Source organism: Pseudomonas sp. 1L-B-1-E-C1 (assembly GCF_057291835.1).
Genome location: NZ_JBXAWN010000004.1, coordinates 1 through 15,927 on the forward strand (window position 1 = coordinate 1; position 15,927 = coordinate 15,927).

Genomic DNA, 15,927 nt, shown 5'->3' on the forward strand with positions numbered 1-15,927 from the left:
CGTTGATAGGTTGGGTGTGTAAGCGCTGTGAGGCGTTGAGCTAACCAATACTAATTGCCCGTGAGGCTTGACCATATAACACCCAAGCAATTTGCATGCTTCAAGCTGAAAAGTGAGAGAGCACCAGATTGCGGTGTGTGAAGACGAAACGAACCGAAAGTTCGAAACGCACAAACACCAGCTGTCACATACCCAATTTGCTGAAGCGAGGCCATCCGGTCACGAGTCAGTACCCGAATTTCTTGACGACCATAGAGCGTTGGAACCACCTGATCCCATCCCGAACTCAGCAGTGAAACGATGCATCGCCGATGGTAGTGTGGGGTTTCCCCATGTGAGAGTAGGTCATCGTCAAGATTAAATTCCGAAACCCCAATTGCGAAAGCAGTTGGGGTTTTGTTTTGCCTGCGAGAAAGTTCTTACAGCCTTCGCAGCCCTCGTCCGGCTGTCACAGCCGGCCGACAATGCTAAGGTTCTGCCTCGGCTTTAGCGATTTTCCAAGGAATCCATATGTCGGACGCCCAGTCCCTCAACGCTGCATTCATGGTGGTTCAGAGCAACAGTCTCGATGAGCTGCGCAGTCTTGTGGTCAGCATCATGCGGCGCTACCCACTGGCACCCTTGGAGAACGAAATCGCTTTGGTGCAAAGCAACGGCATCGCCCAATGGCTCAAACTGGCATTGGCCGAAGATCCTGAAGAAGACGACCTTGGCGGTTGCGGGATCGCTGCGGCGATTGACGTTCAACTACCCGGCAGTTTCATGTGGCAGCTCTATCGCATGGTCTTAGGGCGAGAAGAGATTCCGGCGAAATCCCTGCTCGACAAAGCTCCGCTGACCTGGCGCCTGATGCGCCTTTTGCCACAGGTAATCGACCGCCCACATTTCGAGCCGCTGCAACGCTTCCTCACCCATGACAGCGATCTGCGCAAGCGCTATCAATTGTCAGAGCGTCTGGCCGACCTGTTTGACCAATATCAGGTGTACAGGGCCGACTGGCTGGAAGATTGGGCGGAAGGCCGCCACCAACTGCGCAATGTGCGAGGTGAAATCAAGCCTCTGCCAGCAACCAGTTGCTGGCAGGCAGAGTTGTGGCGAGCGCTGCTGGATGACGTCGGCGAACAAGGCATGGCGCAGAGTCGTGCCGGCGTTCATCAACGCTTCATGGAGCGCATCAACACACTCGACAAGGCTCCCGCGGCGCTGCCACCGCGAGTGATCGTCTTTGGTATCTCTTCGTTGCCTGCGCAGGTACTTGAAGCTCTCGCCGGTCTGGCTCGCTTCAGCCAGGTACTGCTTTGCGTACACAATCCTTGCCGCCATCACTGGGCGGATATCGTCGCCGACAAGGATCTGTTGCGGCATCAGTACAAACGTCAGCAGCGCAAAAGCGGCATGCCCGTCGTGCTCGATGCCGAGACTCTGCATCAGCACGCGCATCCCCTATTGGCCGCGTGGGGCAAACAAGGTCGCGACTACATCAACCTGCTCGACAGCTACGACGACCCCAGCAGCTACCGCGCAGCCTTTCGTGACGGGCGCATCGACCTGTTCAGCGAGGCCCAGCCGCACAACATGCTTAACCAGCTTCAGGACGACATTCTCGAATTGCGTCCGCTCAACGAGACGCGCGAACTCTGGCCAGCGGTCGATGCAACGCAAGACCATTCCATCCGGTTTCACATCGCCCACAGTGCCCAGCGCGAAGTCGAAATCCTGCACGATCAACTCCTGGCGCGTTTCAGCGCCGACCCGGCTCTTCGCCCACGGGACGTGATCGTGATGGTCCCGGATATCGACAGCTATGCCCCGCATATCCGCGCGGTTTTCGGTCAGCTCGATCGATCTGACCCGCGCTTCATTCCGTTCACTTTGGCGGACCAGGGCCAGCGAGGACGTGATCCATTACTAATCGCCGTCGAGCACCTGCTCAAGCTGCCGGACAGCCGTTTCCCGGTCAGCGAGATTCTCGACCTGCTCGATGTTCCAGCTCTGCGTGCTCGCTTTGGCGTAGAGGAACGTGACCTGCCAACTCTGCACCGCTGGATCGAAGGCGCCGGTGTGCGTTGGGGCATGAGCGCCGAGCAACGGGCCGGTCTCGGTTTGCCGGAGGAACTGGAGCAGAACAGCTGGCATTTCGGCCTGCGCCGAATGCTGCTGGGCTACGCCGTCGGCAGTGCCGACGCGTGTGCAGGTATCGAACCTTACGATGAAATTGGTGGGCTTGACGCTGCCTTGATCGGACCGCTCGTCGCGCTGCTGGATGCGTTGGAAATTGCTCACCAGCAGCTCACCCAACCGGCTCAACCGAAGGAGTGGGGCCTGCGCTTGCAGGCGCTGATGCAGGTATTTTTCCAGGCCAGCAACGAGCATGACGACTACCTGTTGGCCCAACTGGAAGAGCTTCGCGAAACCTGGCTCGAGACCTGCGAGGCAGTCGGTCTGACTGACGAGCTGCCGCTGACTGTCGTTAGAGAGGCCTGGCTCGCTGGGCTGGATCAGGGGCGTTTATCGCAACGATTCCTCGCCGGTGCGGTGAATTTTTGCACCTTGATGCCGATGCGTGCCATTCCTTTCAAACTGGTCTGTCTGCTGGGCATGAATGACGGCGATTATCCCCGCGCCCAACCGCCCCTGGATTTCGACCTGATGGGCAGCGATTACCGCCCAGGCGACCGTTCACGGCGCGAAGACGACCGCTATCTGTTACTCGAAGCGCTGTTGTCTGCACGCAATCAGCTCTACATCAGTTGGGTCGGTCGCAGCATCCGCGACAACAGTGAGCGACCCGCCTCGGTGCTGATCGGCCAGTTGCGCGACCACCTCGCCAGCGGCTGGCAATCAATCGACCCGAGCCAGGATCTATTAGAGGCGCTGACCGAAGAACACCCTCTGCAACCTTTCAGCGCCCGCTATTATCACGAAGGCGAGCAACTGTTCAGCTACGCCAGCGAATGGCAAGTGTTGCATCAAGAGCAAACGCATCAAAGCGAGACGCCATTACTCGCGCCGTATGTTCAGGAAGAACCGCTGACGCTGGCCTTACTGCAGGATTTTCTGCGCAACCCGGTGAGGCATTTTTTCACCCAGCGACTCAAGGTTTACTTCGAGGCCGCGCAAGCGCCGTTGGCCGATGAAGAACCTTTCGTGCTGGACGCGTTGCAGCGCTACACGCTGAGCGACAGTTTGCTGGAGGCCGCACTCGGCCAGCCGGACGATGTCGATCAAGCACTGCAAGCCCGGGCGCTGCGCTTGCAAAACAGTGGTTTGTTGCCGATGGCGGGTTTCGGCGAATGCCTGCAGCGAGAGTTGATCGAACCGCTGCCGGATCTTCTGCAGCGTTATCAGCAATTGCTGACGTTATGGCCGACGCCGTTGTCCAGTGCGATCCCGGTCAGTCTCGACTTGCAAGGTGTGCGGCTGGAGGGCTGGCTCGCCAGCCTGCATCAACGCGGCGATGGCGGACTGCTGTCAGTCACCACCATTCCCAACAGCATCGGCTCGATCAAAACGCGCAAGTGGCATCGGCTGACCAAACCGTGGGTGACCCATCTGGTTGCCTGCGCCAGCGGGCATGCGTTGACCACGGCATTGGTCGCGAGTGACGACACATTGTTGCTTGAACCCATGGAGCGAGACCGAGCGCTGCGGTTCCTCGGTGACCTGCTGCTCGCCTGGCAAACCGGCATGCGCCAGCCCTTGCCGATTGCGATAAAAACCGCATTCGCCTGGCTGTCGCAGTCCGACCCGATGAAAGCCGAAGCCGCGGCGCGAAAAGCCTATGAGGGTGACGGCCAGACCAGCGACGGCGAGCGGCGCGAAAGCCCGGCGCTGCTCCGACAATATCCCGACTTCGATGCATTGTTGGCAGACGAAACCTTCACCGGCTGGTGCGATGCGCTATACCGCCCATTATTCGAAGCGCCCTGGCGTTCCTTGTCCAACGAAGGCGCACGTTCATGAGTACCAGGACACCGTTGGCTCTGGCCTTCCCGTTGCGCGGCAGTCAGTTGATCGAAGCGAGCGCCGGCACCGGCAAGACCTTCACGATCTCGGCGCTTTATCTGCGGCTGATTCTCGGCCATGGCGGCGAGACAAGCGGTTTCGCACGCGAATTGCTGCCGCCGCAAATCCTCGTAGTGACGTTCACCGACGCTGCCACCAAAGAGCTGCGTGAGCGCATCCGAACCCGCCTGGCCGAGGCTGCGCGTTTTTTCCGCGACGAGATTCCCGCTCCTGACGGACTGATTGCCGAACTTCGCGATCAGTTCGATCCATTGCAATGGTCGGGCTGCGCCAACCGCCTCGATATCGCCGCGCAGTGGATGGACGAAGCCGCCGTCTCGACCATCCACAGCTGGTGTCAGCGCATGTTGCGTGAGCACGCGTTCGACAGCGGCAGCCTGTTCACGCAGTCGCTGGAAACCGATCACAGCGATTTGCTCGGCGAGGTGCTGCGCGATTACTGGCGTCTGTTCTGCTACCCGATGCAGGGCGATGCGTTGAACTGGGTGCGCAGCAATTGGGGTGGCCCCGCCGCGTTGTTGCCTCGGGTCCGCGGCTTGTTCGCCAGCGCGCGTGATACAGATGAAGGCAAGGTGCCGACGGAGCTGATCGCAGCATGTTTACAGGAGCGGCGAGCGGCGTTGGTCGAACTGAAAATGCCTTGGCGTGACTGGGCAGACGAGCTGCTTGCTCTCTGCCATGAGGGCGTCGCCAGCAAAGCCGTCGATGGCCGCAAGATGCAGGCGCGTTATTTCGAACCCTGGTTCGAGAAGCTCAAGACCTGGGCCGAAGACGAGTCGCTTGAGCAACTGGACATTGGCACCGGCTTCACTCGACTGACACCTGATGGCATGGCCGAGGCCTGGAAAGGTCAGGCGCCGAGTCATCCGGGGCTGGACGCCATGTCCGGGCTCAAGTCGAGCCTCGATGCCTTGCCGACGCCCGATGCCGCGGTGCTGCAACACGCTGCCAAGTGGGTGGGCACGCGTTTTGAAGAAGAGAAGCGTCGTCGCGCGGAAATGGGTTTCGACGACATGCTGCTGCGTCTGGATGCCGCCTTGCAATCGGAAGGCGGCGAGCGTCTGGCGACGCTGATCCGCGAGCAGTTTCCGGTGGCACTGATCGACGAATTCCAGGACACCGATCCGGTGCAATATCGCATCTTCGAGAGCATTTACCGCATCGAAGACAATCACCCTGAGACCGGCCTGTTCCTGATCGGCGATCCCAAGCAGGCGATCTATGCCTTTCGCGGAGCTGACATCTACACCTACCTGCGCGCCCGTCAGGCCACCACCGGCCGCTTGCATACGCTCGGCACCAACTTCCGCTCCAGCCACGGCATGGTGACAGCGGTCAATCACGTATTCGAACGCGCCGAGTCCCGAGAACAGGGACGCGGCGCGTTTTTGTTTCGCGAGAAAAGCGGCGAGAACCCGGTGCCGTTTCTGCCCGTAGAATCTCAAGGCCGCAAAGAAACGCTGCAGATCGCCGGGCAAGACGTCGCTGCGCTGAATGTCTGGCTACTGCCGAGCGATCAACCGCTGTCCGGCGCAGTCTATCGCCAGCAAATGGCCGCTGCCTGCGCCAGCGAGATCACCGCACTGCTCAATGGCGGGCAAACCGGCAGCGCGGGGTTCATTCAGGCAGACGACTTCCGAGGTTTGCGTCCTTCGGACATCGCGATCCTCGTCCGCGACGGTAAAGAGGCTCAAGCCGTACGCAGCGAACTCGCCGCCCGCGGGGTACGCAGTGTTTATCTCTCGGACAAGGACTCGGTCTTCGCCGCGCAAGAGGCGCATGACCTGCTGGCCTGGCTGAAGGCTTGCGCCGAACCCGATGTCGAGCGTTCGCTCAAGGCCGCGCTGGCATGCACCACGCTTAACCTGCCACTGATCGAGCTGGAGCGCCTGAATCAGGACGAAATGGTCTGGGAAGCCCGGGTCATGCAGTTCCGCGGCTATCGCGAGCTGTGGCGCAAACAGGGCGTGTTGCCGATGTTGCGCCGCCTGCTTCACGACTTCCATCTGCCGCAAACCCTGATGCAGCGCAGTGATGGCGAGCGCGTATTGACCAATCTTTTGCACCTGTCGGAACTGATGCAGCAAGCCGCCGCGGAACTGGACGGTGAGCAAGCGTTGATCCGCCATCTGGCCGAGCTGCTGGCACTGTCAGGTCAGGCCGGTGAAGAACAGATTCTGCGGCTGGAAAGCGACGAGCAACTGGTGAAAGTGGTGACCATCCACAAATCCAAAGGCCTCGAATATCCGCTGGTATTCCTGCCATTCATTTGTTCGGCGAAACCGGTGGATGGCAGTCGCTTGCCGTTGCATTACCACGACGCTGCGGGCAAAGCGCAGATCACCCTCAAGCCGACCGCCGAGTTGATCGCCCTGGCTGACGATGAGCGTCTGGCCGAAGATCTGCGTCTTCTGTATGTCGCGTTAACCCGTGCGCAACATGCTTGTTGGCTCGGCGTCACTGACCTGAAACGCGGCAATAACAACAGCTCGGTGCTGCACCTTTCTGCGTTGGGTTACTTGCTGGGGGGCGGTGCCGCTTTGGGCGAGTCCAGCGAATTGAACCGTTGGCTGCAAGAGCTGCAGCAAGACTGTCCGGCGATCGACATCGGCGAGATGCCTCAGCCCACTGACGAGCATTACCAGCCGCCGCGCAATGAAGCAGTTTTGCGAGCCACGCTTCGGCCCAAGCGCAAAGCCAGTGAGAACTGGTGGATCGCTTCCTATAGTGCTTTGCGTATCAGCGATGTATTAAGCGTCGGCAGCGATGAAGCACCGGACAGTCCACAGGCGCAAAAGCTCTTTGACGACGAGCGCCTCGATCCCGACGCGCCCCGAGAAATCATCAGCGGTGGCGCCGATATTCACCGTTTTCCTCGCGGACCGAATCCCGGCACGTTTCTGCACGGCTTGCTCGAATGGGCGGGCGCTGAAAGTTTTGTGGTTACCCGCGAAGCGCTGGAAGATGCGATTGCCCGGCGCTGCAACCTGCGCGGCTGGCAAGGCTGGATCGCCACGCTGACGGACTGGCTGCAGCATTTGCTCAAGTCGCCTTTGCCGATCGCTGGCGGGCCGCCGGTGGTTCTTGAGCAGCTGAAGCAATACCGCGTCGAGATGGAATTCTGGTTTGCCAGCCACAAAGTCGACGTGCTCAAACTCGACGAACAGGTGCGCCAGCACACCCACAATGGCGTCGCTCGTGTTGCGGCAGAACCGGTGCAACTCAACGGCATGTTCAAGGGTTTTATCGACCTGACCTTCGAGCACGCTGGCCGCTATTACGTCGCCGATTACAAATCCAATTGGCTCGGCGTCGATGATCAGGCCTACACGGTGCAGGCGATGGAGCAGTCGATCCTCGACAACCGTTATGACCTGCAATACGTGCTGTATCTGCTGGCATTGCATCGTCAGTTGAAAGCGCGGCTGGCGGATTACGATTACGACCGCCATGTCGGTGGGGCGCTGTATCTGTTCCTGCGCGGTACGCGTGCGGAGAGTCGCGGCGTGTACTTCGTGCGCCCGCCACGGGAATTGATCGAACGCCTCGACCGGATGTTCCAGGGCAAACCCGAACCCAAGTCCGAACCCGCCTGGGAACAGGGAGTCCTGCTATGAGCCGCACATTCGCCGATCTGCTGCCGACACCGCTGGAGGCGGACAGCCTGTCGAAACTCTCGCCGCTGACCCGCGCCGATGATTTGCTGTTGTTGCTGAGCCGGTGGGTCGAACGCGGCTGGCTACGCGCGCTGGACCGAGCCTTTGTTGCTTTCCTGCATGAGCTTGAGCCCGAGACCGATCCGCTGGTGCTGCTCGCGGCGGCGCTGACCAGCCACCAGCTCGGCCATGGTCATGTGTGTCTGGACCTGTTCGAGACCCTCAAGGCGCCGGATTTTGCACTGTCGCTCCCGCCCGAAGGCGACGTGCAGGGCGGTGTGTTGCTGCTGCCCTCGCAACTGCTCGAAACGCTCGATGGAGCCCATTGGTCCAAAGTGCTGGCAAGCAGTCCTTTGGTGGCCCTGGCTGCTGACCCGAGTGAAACAGCGCAGACACGTCCATTGGTGCTGTCCTCGAAACGCCTGTACCTGCGCCGTTACTGGACCTACGAACGCCGCATCGATGCAGCGTTGCGCCAACGCTTGATGCAACAGGAGCCGACGCCGGATGATCTGCCGCAGCGTCTGAACGAATTGTTCGGCGGCGCGGAATCCGCAGCTGTCATTGATTGGCAAAAACTCGCCTGCGCCATCGCTACGCGCAGCGCCTTCAGCATCATCACTGGCGGCCCGGGCACCGGGAAAACCACCACGGTGGTGCGCTTGCTCGCGTTGCTGCAGGCGCCGGCCGTCGAGGCTGGCCATCCGTTGCGCATTCGTCTGGCCGCACCGACTGGCAAAGCCGCCGCGCGCCTGACCGAGTCGATCAGCCAGCAAGTGCAATCGCTGCAAGTCGCCGAAGCGGTGCGCGCGGCGATCCCCAGTGATGTCACCACCGTGCACCGTCTGCTCGGTAGTCGACCGGGCACCCGCCACTTTCGTCACCATGCCGGTAACCGCTTGCCGCTGGATGTGCTGGTGGTCGACGAAGCCTCGATGATCGACCTGGAAATGATGGCCAACTTGCTCGACGCGATGCCGGCGCATGCTCGGCTGGTGCTGCTGGGCGACAAGGATCAGTTGGCCTCGGTCGAGGCCGGTGCGGTGTTGGGCGATCTGTGTCGTGATGCCGAGGGCGGTTGGTACAGCCCGCAGACGCGGCAATGGCTGGAGTCGGTCAGCGGCGAGTCGTTGCAAGGCAGCGGTTTGCATGAAGACCGCGACGGCACCCATCCGCTGGCGCAACAAGTGGTGATGCTGCGTCACTCGCGCCGCTTCGGCGAGGGCAGCGGTATCGGTCAGCTCGCGTGCCGGGTCAATCAGCAATTGGCCGATGAGGCGCGACAGTTGCTCGCGGCCGGCAGCTACGACGACGTGTATTCGCTGCCGCTCAAAGGCGAGCACGATCACAAGCTCGAACGCCTCTTGCTCGAAGGTCACGGCAACGGCCCGCAAGGTTATCGCCATTACTTGAGCGTACTGCGCGATCAGCGTCCACCGTCGACGCGGCCACTTGAGCATGCGGACTGGACCGATTGGGCGCGCGAAGTCTTGCAGGCGTTCGACACATTCCAGTTGCTGTGCGCCGTGCGCAAAGGCCCATGGGGCGTTGAAGGTCTGAATCAGCGCATCACCGCAGCGTTGCTCAAGGCGCGTCTGATCGAGAGTGATCAGCAGTGGTATGAAGGTCGGCCGGTGCTGATGACACGCAACGACTATGGTCTGGGCCTGATGAACGGCGACATCGGTATCGCCCTGAAACTGCCCGAGCGTGAAGGCGCAGAAATCGGCAAAACGGTTCTGCGCGTGGCCTTCCCGCGTAACGATGGTCAGGGCGGCGTGCGCTTCGTGTTGCCGAGTCGACTCAATGACGTCGAAACCGTTTATGCCATGACGGTGCACAAATCCCAGGGCTCGGAGTTCGCGCACACGGCACTGATCCTGCCGGATGCGCTGAATCCGGTGCTGACCAAAGAGCTGATCTATACCGGAATCACTCGCGCCCGGCACTGGTTCACCTTGATCGAGCCGCGTGCCGGTGTGTTCGAGGAGGCGGTGCAGCGCAAGGTCAAGCGTCTGAGCGGGCTGATGCTGGAACTGGAGGAGGGCACCGAGCCCCGGAAATGAAGCGCTGAATGATCGGCAACGATTGCTGACCAACCGGTCAGGGGCAGGCGCCTCGCTGGCGTTTCGACGCTGTGCTATCGTTGCGGCATCATTTCGTAACGCTCCAAGAGAATCCCTGCATGAAGGTCGCCGTCCGGACGACAGAGCGTGTGGTTGCCTGCCAGCGCGCCTTGCTGATCGTTTTGCTCTGGTTGTTGACGGGTATTGCCATCGCACAAGCGCAAACCGGGCCGGCCGAGCAACGGGCCAAAGCGGTGACGCAAGTAGTCCTCGGTATCCTCAGTTATGCACGCTGGCCAGTGGAGCCCGCGCAGTTGCGCCTGTGCATTGTCGGTCCCACCGAATACACCGATGACCTGGTCAAAGGCACCACACAAGCAAGTGGCCGGCCGGTGGCGGTGCGTCGTCTGCTGGCGAACAACCCGGCCATCGTCAGCGAGTGCGACGCGGTGTACATCGGCAAGCTCACCGTCGATGAGCGCAGTCGCCTGTTCGCATCGTTGATCGGGCATCCGGTGCTGAGCATCAGCGAAGCGGACGATCAATGCACGGTCGGCAGTCTGTTTTGCCTGCGCGTCGGCGATGAGCAAGTGTCGTTCGAGGTCAATCTCGACTCAGTGGCTCGCAGCGGCGTGCGCATTCACCCCAGCGTGTTGCAGTTGTCCCGTCGCAAAGCGGCGGCGCCATGAAGCTGTTCAGTTGGAAGGCTCGCCCGACCCTGGGCTCGGTCATTGGCCGTGGGCATCTGATTGTCGCGCTGGTAGCGGTGGCGATGGCCAGTGTTTCGCTGACCTTGCTGGGCGTATTGGCGCTGCGGGTGTATGCCGATCACAACCTGCACTTGATCGCCCGTTCGATCAGCTACACCGTCGAAGCAGCCGTGGTGTTCAACGACAAAGCGGCGGCAACCGAGGCGCTGGCGATCATCGCCGCCACCGAGGAAGTGGCGGATGCCCGAGTGCTGGACGCGCAAGGCCAACTGATTGCGCAATGGCAGCGCGCTGAAACCGGCTTGTTCTCCGAGCTGGAAATGCGGATCGCCCGCGCCATTCTGGAAAAACCGGTCAGCCTGCCGATCGAACATCAGGACCGCGAAATCGGTCGCGTCCTGCTCATCGGTCACGGCGGCAGCCTGATGCGTTTCCTGCTCAGCGGCCTGGCCGGGATTGTGCTGTGCACCGCGATCAGCGCCTGGGTCGCGCTCTATCTGGCGCGACGGCAACTGCGCGCAATCATTGGTCCATTGCACAGCCTCGCCTCCGTCGCTCACGCCGCCCGCAGCGAACGGGCGCTGGATCGCCGCGTGCCGCCGGCGCAAATCGCCGAACTGGATAATCTCGGCAACGACTTCAATGCCTTGCTCGGCGAACTTGAGTCCTGGCAGACCCACCTGCAAAACGAAAACGAAACCCTTGCCCATCAAGCGACCCACGACAGCCTCACCGGGTTGCCCAACCGCGCGTTTTTCGAAGGCCGCTTGATCCGCGCATTGCGCAACGGCAAAAAACACGATGAGCGCATTGCCGTGCTGTTTCTCGACAGCGACCGCTTCAAAGGCATCAACGATAACTTCGGCCATGCCTCCGGTGACGCAGTGCTGGTGGCCATCGCCAATCGCGTGCGAGCGCAATTGCGCGAGGACGATCTGGTCGCGCGTTTGGGCGGTGACGAGTTCGCCGTGCTGCTCGCGCCGCTGCACACCGTTGAAGACGCTGAGCACATCGCTGACAAGATTCTCGCCAGCATGGACATGCCGATCACCCTGCCGGGCGACACCAGTGTGGTGACCTCGCTCAGTATCGGCATCGCCGTCTACCCCGATCATGGTGCCACGCCGGGCACCTTGCTCAACGCAGCCGACGCGGCGATGTATCAGGCCAAGCGCCTGTCACGCGGCGCGCAATTCACGGCCGGGTCGGAGCGCCCGGTTGATTCCGTTCACACCAGGAGCTGATGTCTGTGTTCACTTTTCCCGTTCGACTTTTTTCCGCATTGCTGTTGATCGCCGCGCTGACGCTGAGCGGTTGCCAGACCGCCCCGCAAAAAGGCCTGACACCGGCGCAGGTCGCTGTGCTCAAACAGCAGGGTTTCGAGTTGACCGACGACGGCTGGGAGTTCGGCCTGTCGGGCAAAGTGTTGTTTGGCAGCGATGTCGAAAGCCTGAACGCACCCAGCACGGAAATCGTCGAACGCATCGGCAAGGCGCTGCTCGGCGTGGGTATCGAGCGGGTGCGCGTCGATGGCCATACCGATGCGTCGGGCAAGGAAACCTACAATCAGCAACTGTCCCTGCGCCGGGCCAAGAGCGTCGCCAACGTCCTCGGCACGGTCGGCATGAAGCAGGAAAACATCCAGCTGCAAGGCCTCGGTAGCAGCGAACCGGTAGCCTCCAACGATACAGCGGCTGGCCGCACGGAAAATCGCCGGGTGTCGATTGTGGTCAGCGCCGACTAATCGGCAAAGCGCATCTCCCGCGTTTCCCCCATCAACAACGCCTGATTGCGCTCAGTCACCTCGCGGATGTAATCCCACAACAAGGTGATCCGCTTCAACTTGCGCAGATCCTCCCGGCAGTACATCCAGAACTGCCGGGTAATGTCGACTTCCTCCGGCAACACCGGCAGCAATCGCGGGTCTTGGGCGGCGAGGAAGCACGGCAGGATCGCCAGCGAGCGGCCCTGCTGCGCGGCGACGTATTGAGCGATCACGCTGGTGCTGCGCAAATGTGCGCTGGCGCCGGGCAGCACGTTGGCCAGATAAAGCAGCTCTGAGCTGAACGCAAGATCGTCCACATAACTGATGAATTGATGCTTGCTCAAGTCTGCAGGGCGGCGGATCGGTGGGTGTTTGTCGAGATAGTCCTGGGTTGCGTACAGCTGCAAACGGTAGTCGCAGAGTTTGCAGCAGACGTACGGCCCATGCTCCGGCCGTTCGAGGGCGATGACGATGTCGGCCTCGCGCTTGGACAGGCTGATGAAGTGCGGCAGCGGCAGGATGTCCACCGAGATCGCCGGGTAGGCGTCGACGAAATGACTCAGTTGCGGGGTGATGAAAAAACTGCCGAAACCTTCAGTGCAACCCATGCGCACATGCCCGGAGAGGGCCACGCCCGAGCCGGACACCTGCTCGCAGGCCATGTGCAACGTGCTTTCGATCGACTCGGCATAACCGAGCAAACGCTGGCCCTCGGTGGTCAGGACGAAGCCGCTGGTGCGGGACTTTTCGAACAGCAATGTTCCCAGCGCCGCCTCCAGCGAACTGATCCGTCGCGACACCGTGGTGTAGTCGACGGCCAGGCGTTTGGCGGCGGTGCTGGCCTTGCGGGTGCGGGCGACTTCGAGGAAAAACTTCAGGTCGTCCCAGTTCAGCGAGCCTAGCGAGGTGATGTTTTTTTGCATGATGGACGGGCTTATATGTGCGTTCTTATTAGAAGTTTGCACATCTATACTCCAAAAACCGTCCGACAACCATTCTGGACACACGCCTCATCTCAAGGCGAACCTCTCGCCTTGGCTCCTACGATAAAAACAAGTTCTGGAGACCAGCATGAACGCATCGCTTACGCCCAACGACACCACGCTGCAAAAGGTCAAACTGCTGATCGACGGCGAATGGCTCGAGTCGCAGACCAGCGAGTGGCACGACATCGTCAACCCGGCCACCCAGCAAGTGCTGGCCAAAGTCCCGTTCGCCACCGCCGCTGAGGTCGATGCCGCTGTCAGCGCCGCCCAGCGCGCGTTCCAGACCTGGAAACTGACCCCGATCGGCGCGCGGATGCGCATCATGCTCAAGCTGCAAGCGCTGATTCGCGAGCATTCCAAACGCATCGCCGTGGTCCTCAGCGCCGAGCAGGGCAAGACCATTGCCGACGCCGAGGGCGATATTTTCCGCGGTCTCGAAGTGGTCGAGCACGCTTGCTCGATCGGCACCCTGCAAATGGGCGAGTTCGCCGAAAACGTCGCCGGCGGTGTCGACACCTACACCCTGCGCCAGCCGATCGGCGTCTGCGCCGGCATCACGCCGTTCAACTTCCCGGCGATGATTCCGCTGTGGATGTTCCCGATGGCGATCGCCTGCGGCAACACCTTCGTGCTCAAGCCTTCGGAACAGGATCCGCTGTCGACCATGTTGCTGGTGGAGCTGGCGATCGAGGCGGGCGTTCCTGCGGGCGTGCTCAACGTCGTTCACGGCGGCAAGGATGTGGTCGATGGCCTGTGCACGCACAAGGACATCAAAGCCGTGTCCTTCGTCGGTTCGACTGCCGTCGGCACCCACGTTTATGACCTGGCCGGCAAACATGGCAAGCGCGTGCAGTCGATGATGGGCGCGAAAAACCACGCCGTGGTGCTGCCGGACGCTAATCGCGAGCAAGCGCTGAATGCCTTGGTCGGCGCCGGTTTCGGTGCGGCCGGGCAACGCTGCATGGCCACCTCGGTGGTGGTGCTGGTCGGTGCCGCAAAACAGTGGCTGCCGGACCTGAAAGCGCTGGCGCAGAAACTCAAGGTCAACGCCGGCAGCGAGCCGGGCACCGATGTCGGCCCGGTGATTTCGAAAAAGGCCAAGGCACGGATTCTTGAACTGATCGAAAGCGGCATCAAGGAAGGCGCCAAGCTGGAGCTCGATGGTCGTGACATCAGCGTGCCGGGTTACGAGCAAGGCAACTTTGTCGGCCCGACCCTGTTCTCCGGGGTGACCACCGACATGCAGATCTACACCCAGGAAATCTTCGGCCCGGTGCTGGTGGTGCTGGAAGTCGACACCCTCGATCAGGCGATTGCGCTGGTCAACGCCAACCCGTTCGGCAACGGCACTGGCCTGTTCACCCAAAGCGGTGCGGCGGCGCGCAAATTCCAGACTGAAATCGACGTCGGTCAGGTTGGCATCAACATTCCGATTCCGGTGCCGGTGCCGTTCTTCAGCTTCACCGGTTCGCGGGGTTCGAAACTCGGCGATCTCGGCCCGTACGGCAAGCAAGTGGTGCAGTTCTACACGCAGACCAAAACGGTCACGGCGCGCTGGTTCGATGACGACAGCGTCAACGACGGCGTGAACACCACCATCAACCTGCGCTGAGGATCCGATCATGAAAATCGCATTTATCGGGCTGGGCAACATGGGCGCGCCGATGGCGCGCAACCTGATCAAGGCTGGCCACTCGCTGAACCTGGTCGACCTGAACAAAACCGTGCTGGCGGAACTCGAGCAACTGGGCGGCACCATTCGCGCTTCGGCGCGCGAGGCGGCGGAGGATGCCGAACTGGTGATCACCATGCTCCCGGCCGCTGTGCATGTGCGCAGTGTCTGGCTGGGCGAAGAGGGCGTGCTCACCGGCATTCGCCAAGGCGTGCCGGCGGTGGATTGCAGCACGATCGATCCGCAGACCGCCCGCGACGTCGCAGCGGCCGCCGCCAAACACGGCGTGGCCATGGCCGATGCGCCGGTCTCCGGCGGCACGGGAGGTGCCACGGCCGGGACCCTGACCTTTATGGTCGGCGCTACCCCGGAACTGTTCGCCACCCTGCAACCGGTGCTGGCGCAGATGGGCCGCAACATTGTGCATTGCGGTGAAGTCGGCACCGGCCAGATCGCCAAGATCTGCAACAACCTGCTGCTGGCGATTTCGATGGTCGGCGTCAGTGAGGCGATGGCATTGGGCGATGCGCTGGGGATCGACACCGGCGTGCTGGCCGGGATCATCAACAGCTCGACCGGCCGTTGCTGGAGTTCGGAGATGTACAACCCGTGGCCGGGCATCGTCGAAACGGCGCCGGCCTCGCGCGGTTATACCGGAGGGTTCGGTGCAGAGCTGATGCTCAAGGATCTCGGGCTGGCGACGGAAGCGGCGCGGCAAGCGCATCAACCGGTGGTGCTCGGCGCGGTGGCGCAGCAGTTGTATCAGGCGATGAGCCAGCGCGGTGACGGTGGGAAGGATTTCTCGGCGATCATCAACAGCTATCGCAAGCCGCAATAGAAGGCCCATGGTGAAAACACCCGTGGGAGCGAGCCTGCTCGCGAAGACGGCATCAGCCTCGAATATGGAGTGACTGTCAGACCGCTTTCGCGAGCAGGCTCGCTCCCACAGGGGATCGCGGCACTATCAAATTATTTGCCGGGAAATCACGTCGGGTGATTTTCCGGTTTTTTTGTGCCGCCAGAAAAAGATCGCAGCCTTCGGCAGC

At 61.3% G+C, this 15,927-nt stretch carries 9 protein-coding genes and 2 rRNA genes; 10 read left to right on the plus strand and 1 reads right to left on the minus strand.

Annotation, left to right across the window (positions count from 1 at the left end):
• From AC0Z4S_RS08310 to yfiB, 8 genes are all read left to right on the plus strand, one after another.
• Positions 1-75 (plus strand): 23S ribosomal RNA (locus AC0Z4S_RS08310); the annotation flags it as partial.
• 166 nt (positions 76-241) lie between these two features.
• Positions 242-357, plus strand: a 5S ribosomal RNA gene (gene rrf, locus AC0Z4S_RS08315).
• Between the two features lie 153 nt (positions 358-510).
• On the plus strand, positions 511-3,963 hold the full coding sequence (gene recC, locus AC0Z4S_RS08320) for an exodeoxyribonuclease V subunit gamma (RefSeq protein WP_485622651.1): 3,453 nt from the start codon (positions 511-513) through the stop codon (positions 3,961-3,963).
• The gene (recB, locus tag AC0Z4S_RS08325; RefSeq protein WP_485622652.1) at positions 3,960-7,643 is read left to right on the plus strand and encodes an exodeoxyribonuclease V subunit beta; all 3,684 of its coding nucleotides are present in this window, start codon (positions 3,960-3,962) and stop codon (positions 7,641-7,643) included. The genes recC and recB overlap by 4 nt, the downstream gene beginning before the upstream one ends.
• Complete coding sequence (recD, locus tag AC0Z4S_RS08330) at positions 7,640-9,748, plus strand: exodeoxyribonuclease V subunit alpha (RefSeq protein ID WP_485622653.1); 2,109 nt, start codon at positions 7,640-7,642, stop codon at positions 9,746-9,748. Before recB ends, recD begins: the two co-directional genes overlap by 4 nt.
• A gap of 119 nt (positions 9,749-9,867) precedes the next feature.
• Positions 9,868-10,437 (plus strand): regulatory sequestration protein YfiR, encoded by a 570-nt coding sequence (gene yfiR, locus AC0Z4S_RS08335; RefSeq protein WP_485622654.1) that lies wholly within the window; start codon positions 9,868-9,870, stop codon positions 10,435-10,437.
• Positions 10,434-11,702 carry a diguanylate cyclase DgcN/YfiN gene (dgcN, locus tag AC0Z4S_RS08340; RefSeq protein ID WP_485622655.1) on the plus strand — a complete coding sequence of 423 codons (1,269 nt, stop codon included), beginning with the start codon at positions 10,434-10,436 and terminating at the stop codon, positions 11,700-11,702. Before yfiR ends, dgcN begins: the two co-directional genes overlap by 4 nt.
• A complete protein-coding gene (gene yfiB, locus AC0Z4S_RS08345) occupies positions 11,702-12,202 on the plus strand; it encodes an outer membrane lipoprotein YfiB (protein ID WP_485622656.1) in 501 nt (166 codons plus the stop codon). The genes dgcN and yfiB overlap by 1 nt, the downstream gene beginning before the upstream one ends.
• Here the strand turns inward: yfiB and AC0Z4S_RS08350 are convergent.
• The gene (locus AC0Z4S_RS08350) at positions 12,199-13,146 is read right to left on the minus strand and encodes a LysR family transcriptional regulator (protein ID WP_042608809.1); all 948 of its coding nucleotides are present in this window, start codon (positions 13,144-13,146) and stop codon (positions 12,199-12,201) included. The genes yfiB and AC0Z4S_RS08350 overlap by 4 nt on opposite strands.
• 148 nt (positions 13,147-13,294) lie before the next feature.
• Between AC0Z4S_RS08350 and AC0Z4S_RS08355 the strand changes: the two genes are divergently transcribed.
• Together AC0Z4S_RS08355 and mmsB are read left to right on the plus strand one after the other, a co-directional pair.
• Positions 13,295-14,821, plus strand: coding sequence for a CoA-acylating methylmalonate-semialdehyde dehydrogenase (locus tag AC0Z4S_RS08355; protein WP_485622657.1), 1,527 nt, complete (start codon positions 13,295-13,297; stop codon positions 14,819-14,821).
• Between the two features lie 10 nt (positions 14,822-14,831).
• Positions 14,832-15,719, plus strand: coding sequence for a 3-hydroxyisobutyrate dehydrogenase (gene mmsB / locus AC0Z4S_RS08360; RefSeq protein WP_485622658.1), 888 nt, complete (start codon positions 14,832-14,834; stop codon positions 15,717-15,719).
• The last annotated feature ends 208 nt before the right edge of the window (positions 15,720-15,927 follow it).

What these genes read in the sequence shown, in the direction of transcription:
- recC (WP_485622651.1), top strand. Translation starts at nt 511, where the DNA reads ATGTCGGACGCCCAGTCCCTCAACGCTGCATTCATGGTGGTTCAGAGC.
- recB (WP_485622652.1), top strand. Translation starts at nt 3,960, where the DNA reads ATGAGTACCAGGACACCGTTGGCTCTGGCCTTCCCGTTGCGCGGCAGT.
- recD (WP_485622653.1), top strand. Translation starts at nt 7,640, where the DNA reads ATGAGCCGCACATTCGCCGATCTGCTGCCGACACCGCTGGAGGCGGAC.
- yfiR (WP_485622654.1), top strand. Translation starts at nt 9,868, where the DNA reads ATGAAGGTCGCCGTCCGGACGACAGAGCGTGTGGTTGCCTGCCAGCGC.
- dgcN (WP_485622655.1), top strand. Translation starts at nt 10,434, where the DNA reads ATGAAGCTGTTCAGTTGGAAGGCTCGCCCGACCCTGGGCTCGGTCATT.
- yfiB (WP_485622656.1), top strand. Translation starts at nt 11,702, where the DNA reads ATGTCTGTGTTCACTTTTCCCGTTCGACTTTTTTCCGCATTGCTGTTG.
- AC0Z4S_RS08350 (WP_042608809.1), bottom strand. Translation starts at nt 13,146, where the DNA reads ATGCAAAAAAACATCACCTCGCTAGGCTCGCTGAACTGGGACGACCTG.
- AC0Z4S_RS08355 (WP_485622657.1), top strand. Translation starts at nt 13,295, where the DNA reads ATGAACGCATCGCTTACGCCCAACGACACCACGCTGCAAAAGGTCAAA.
- mmsB (WP_485622658.1), top strand. Translation starts at nt 14,832, where the DNA reads ATGAAAATCGCATTTATCGGGCTGGGCAACATGGGCGCGCCGATGGCG.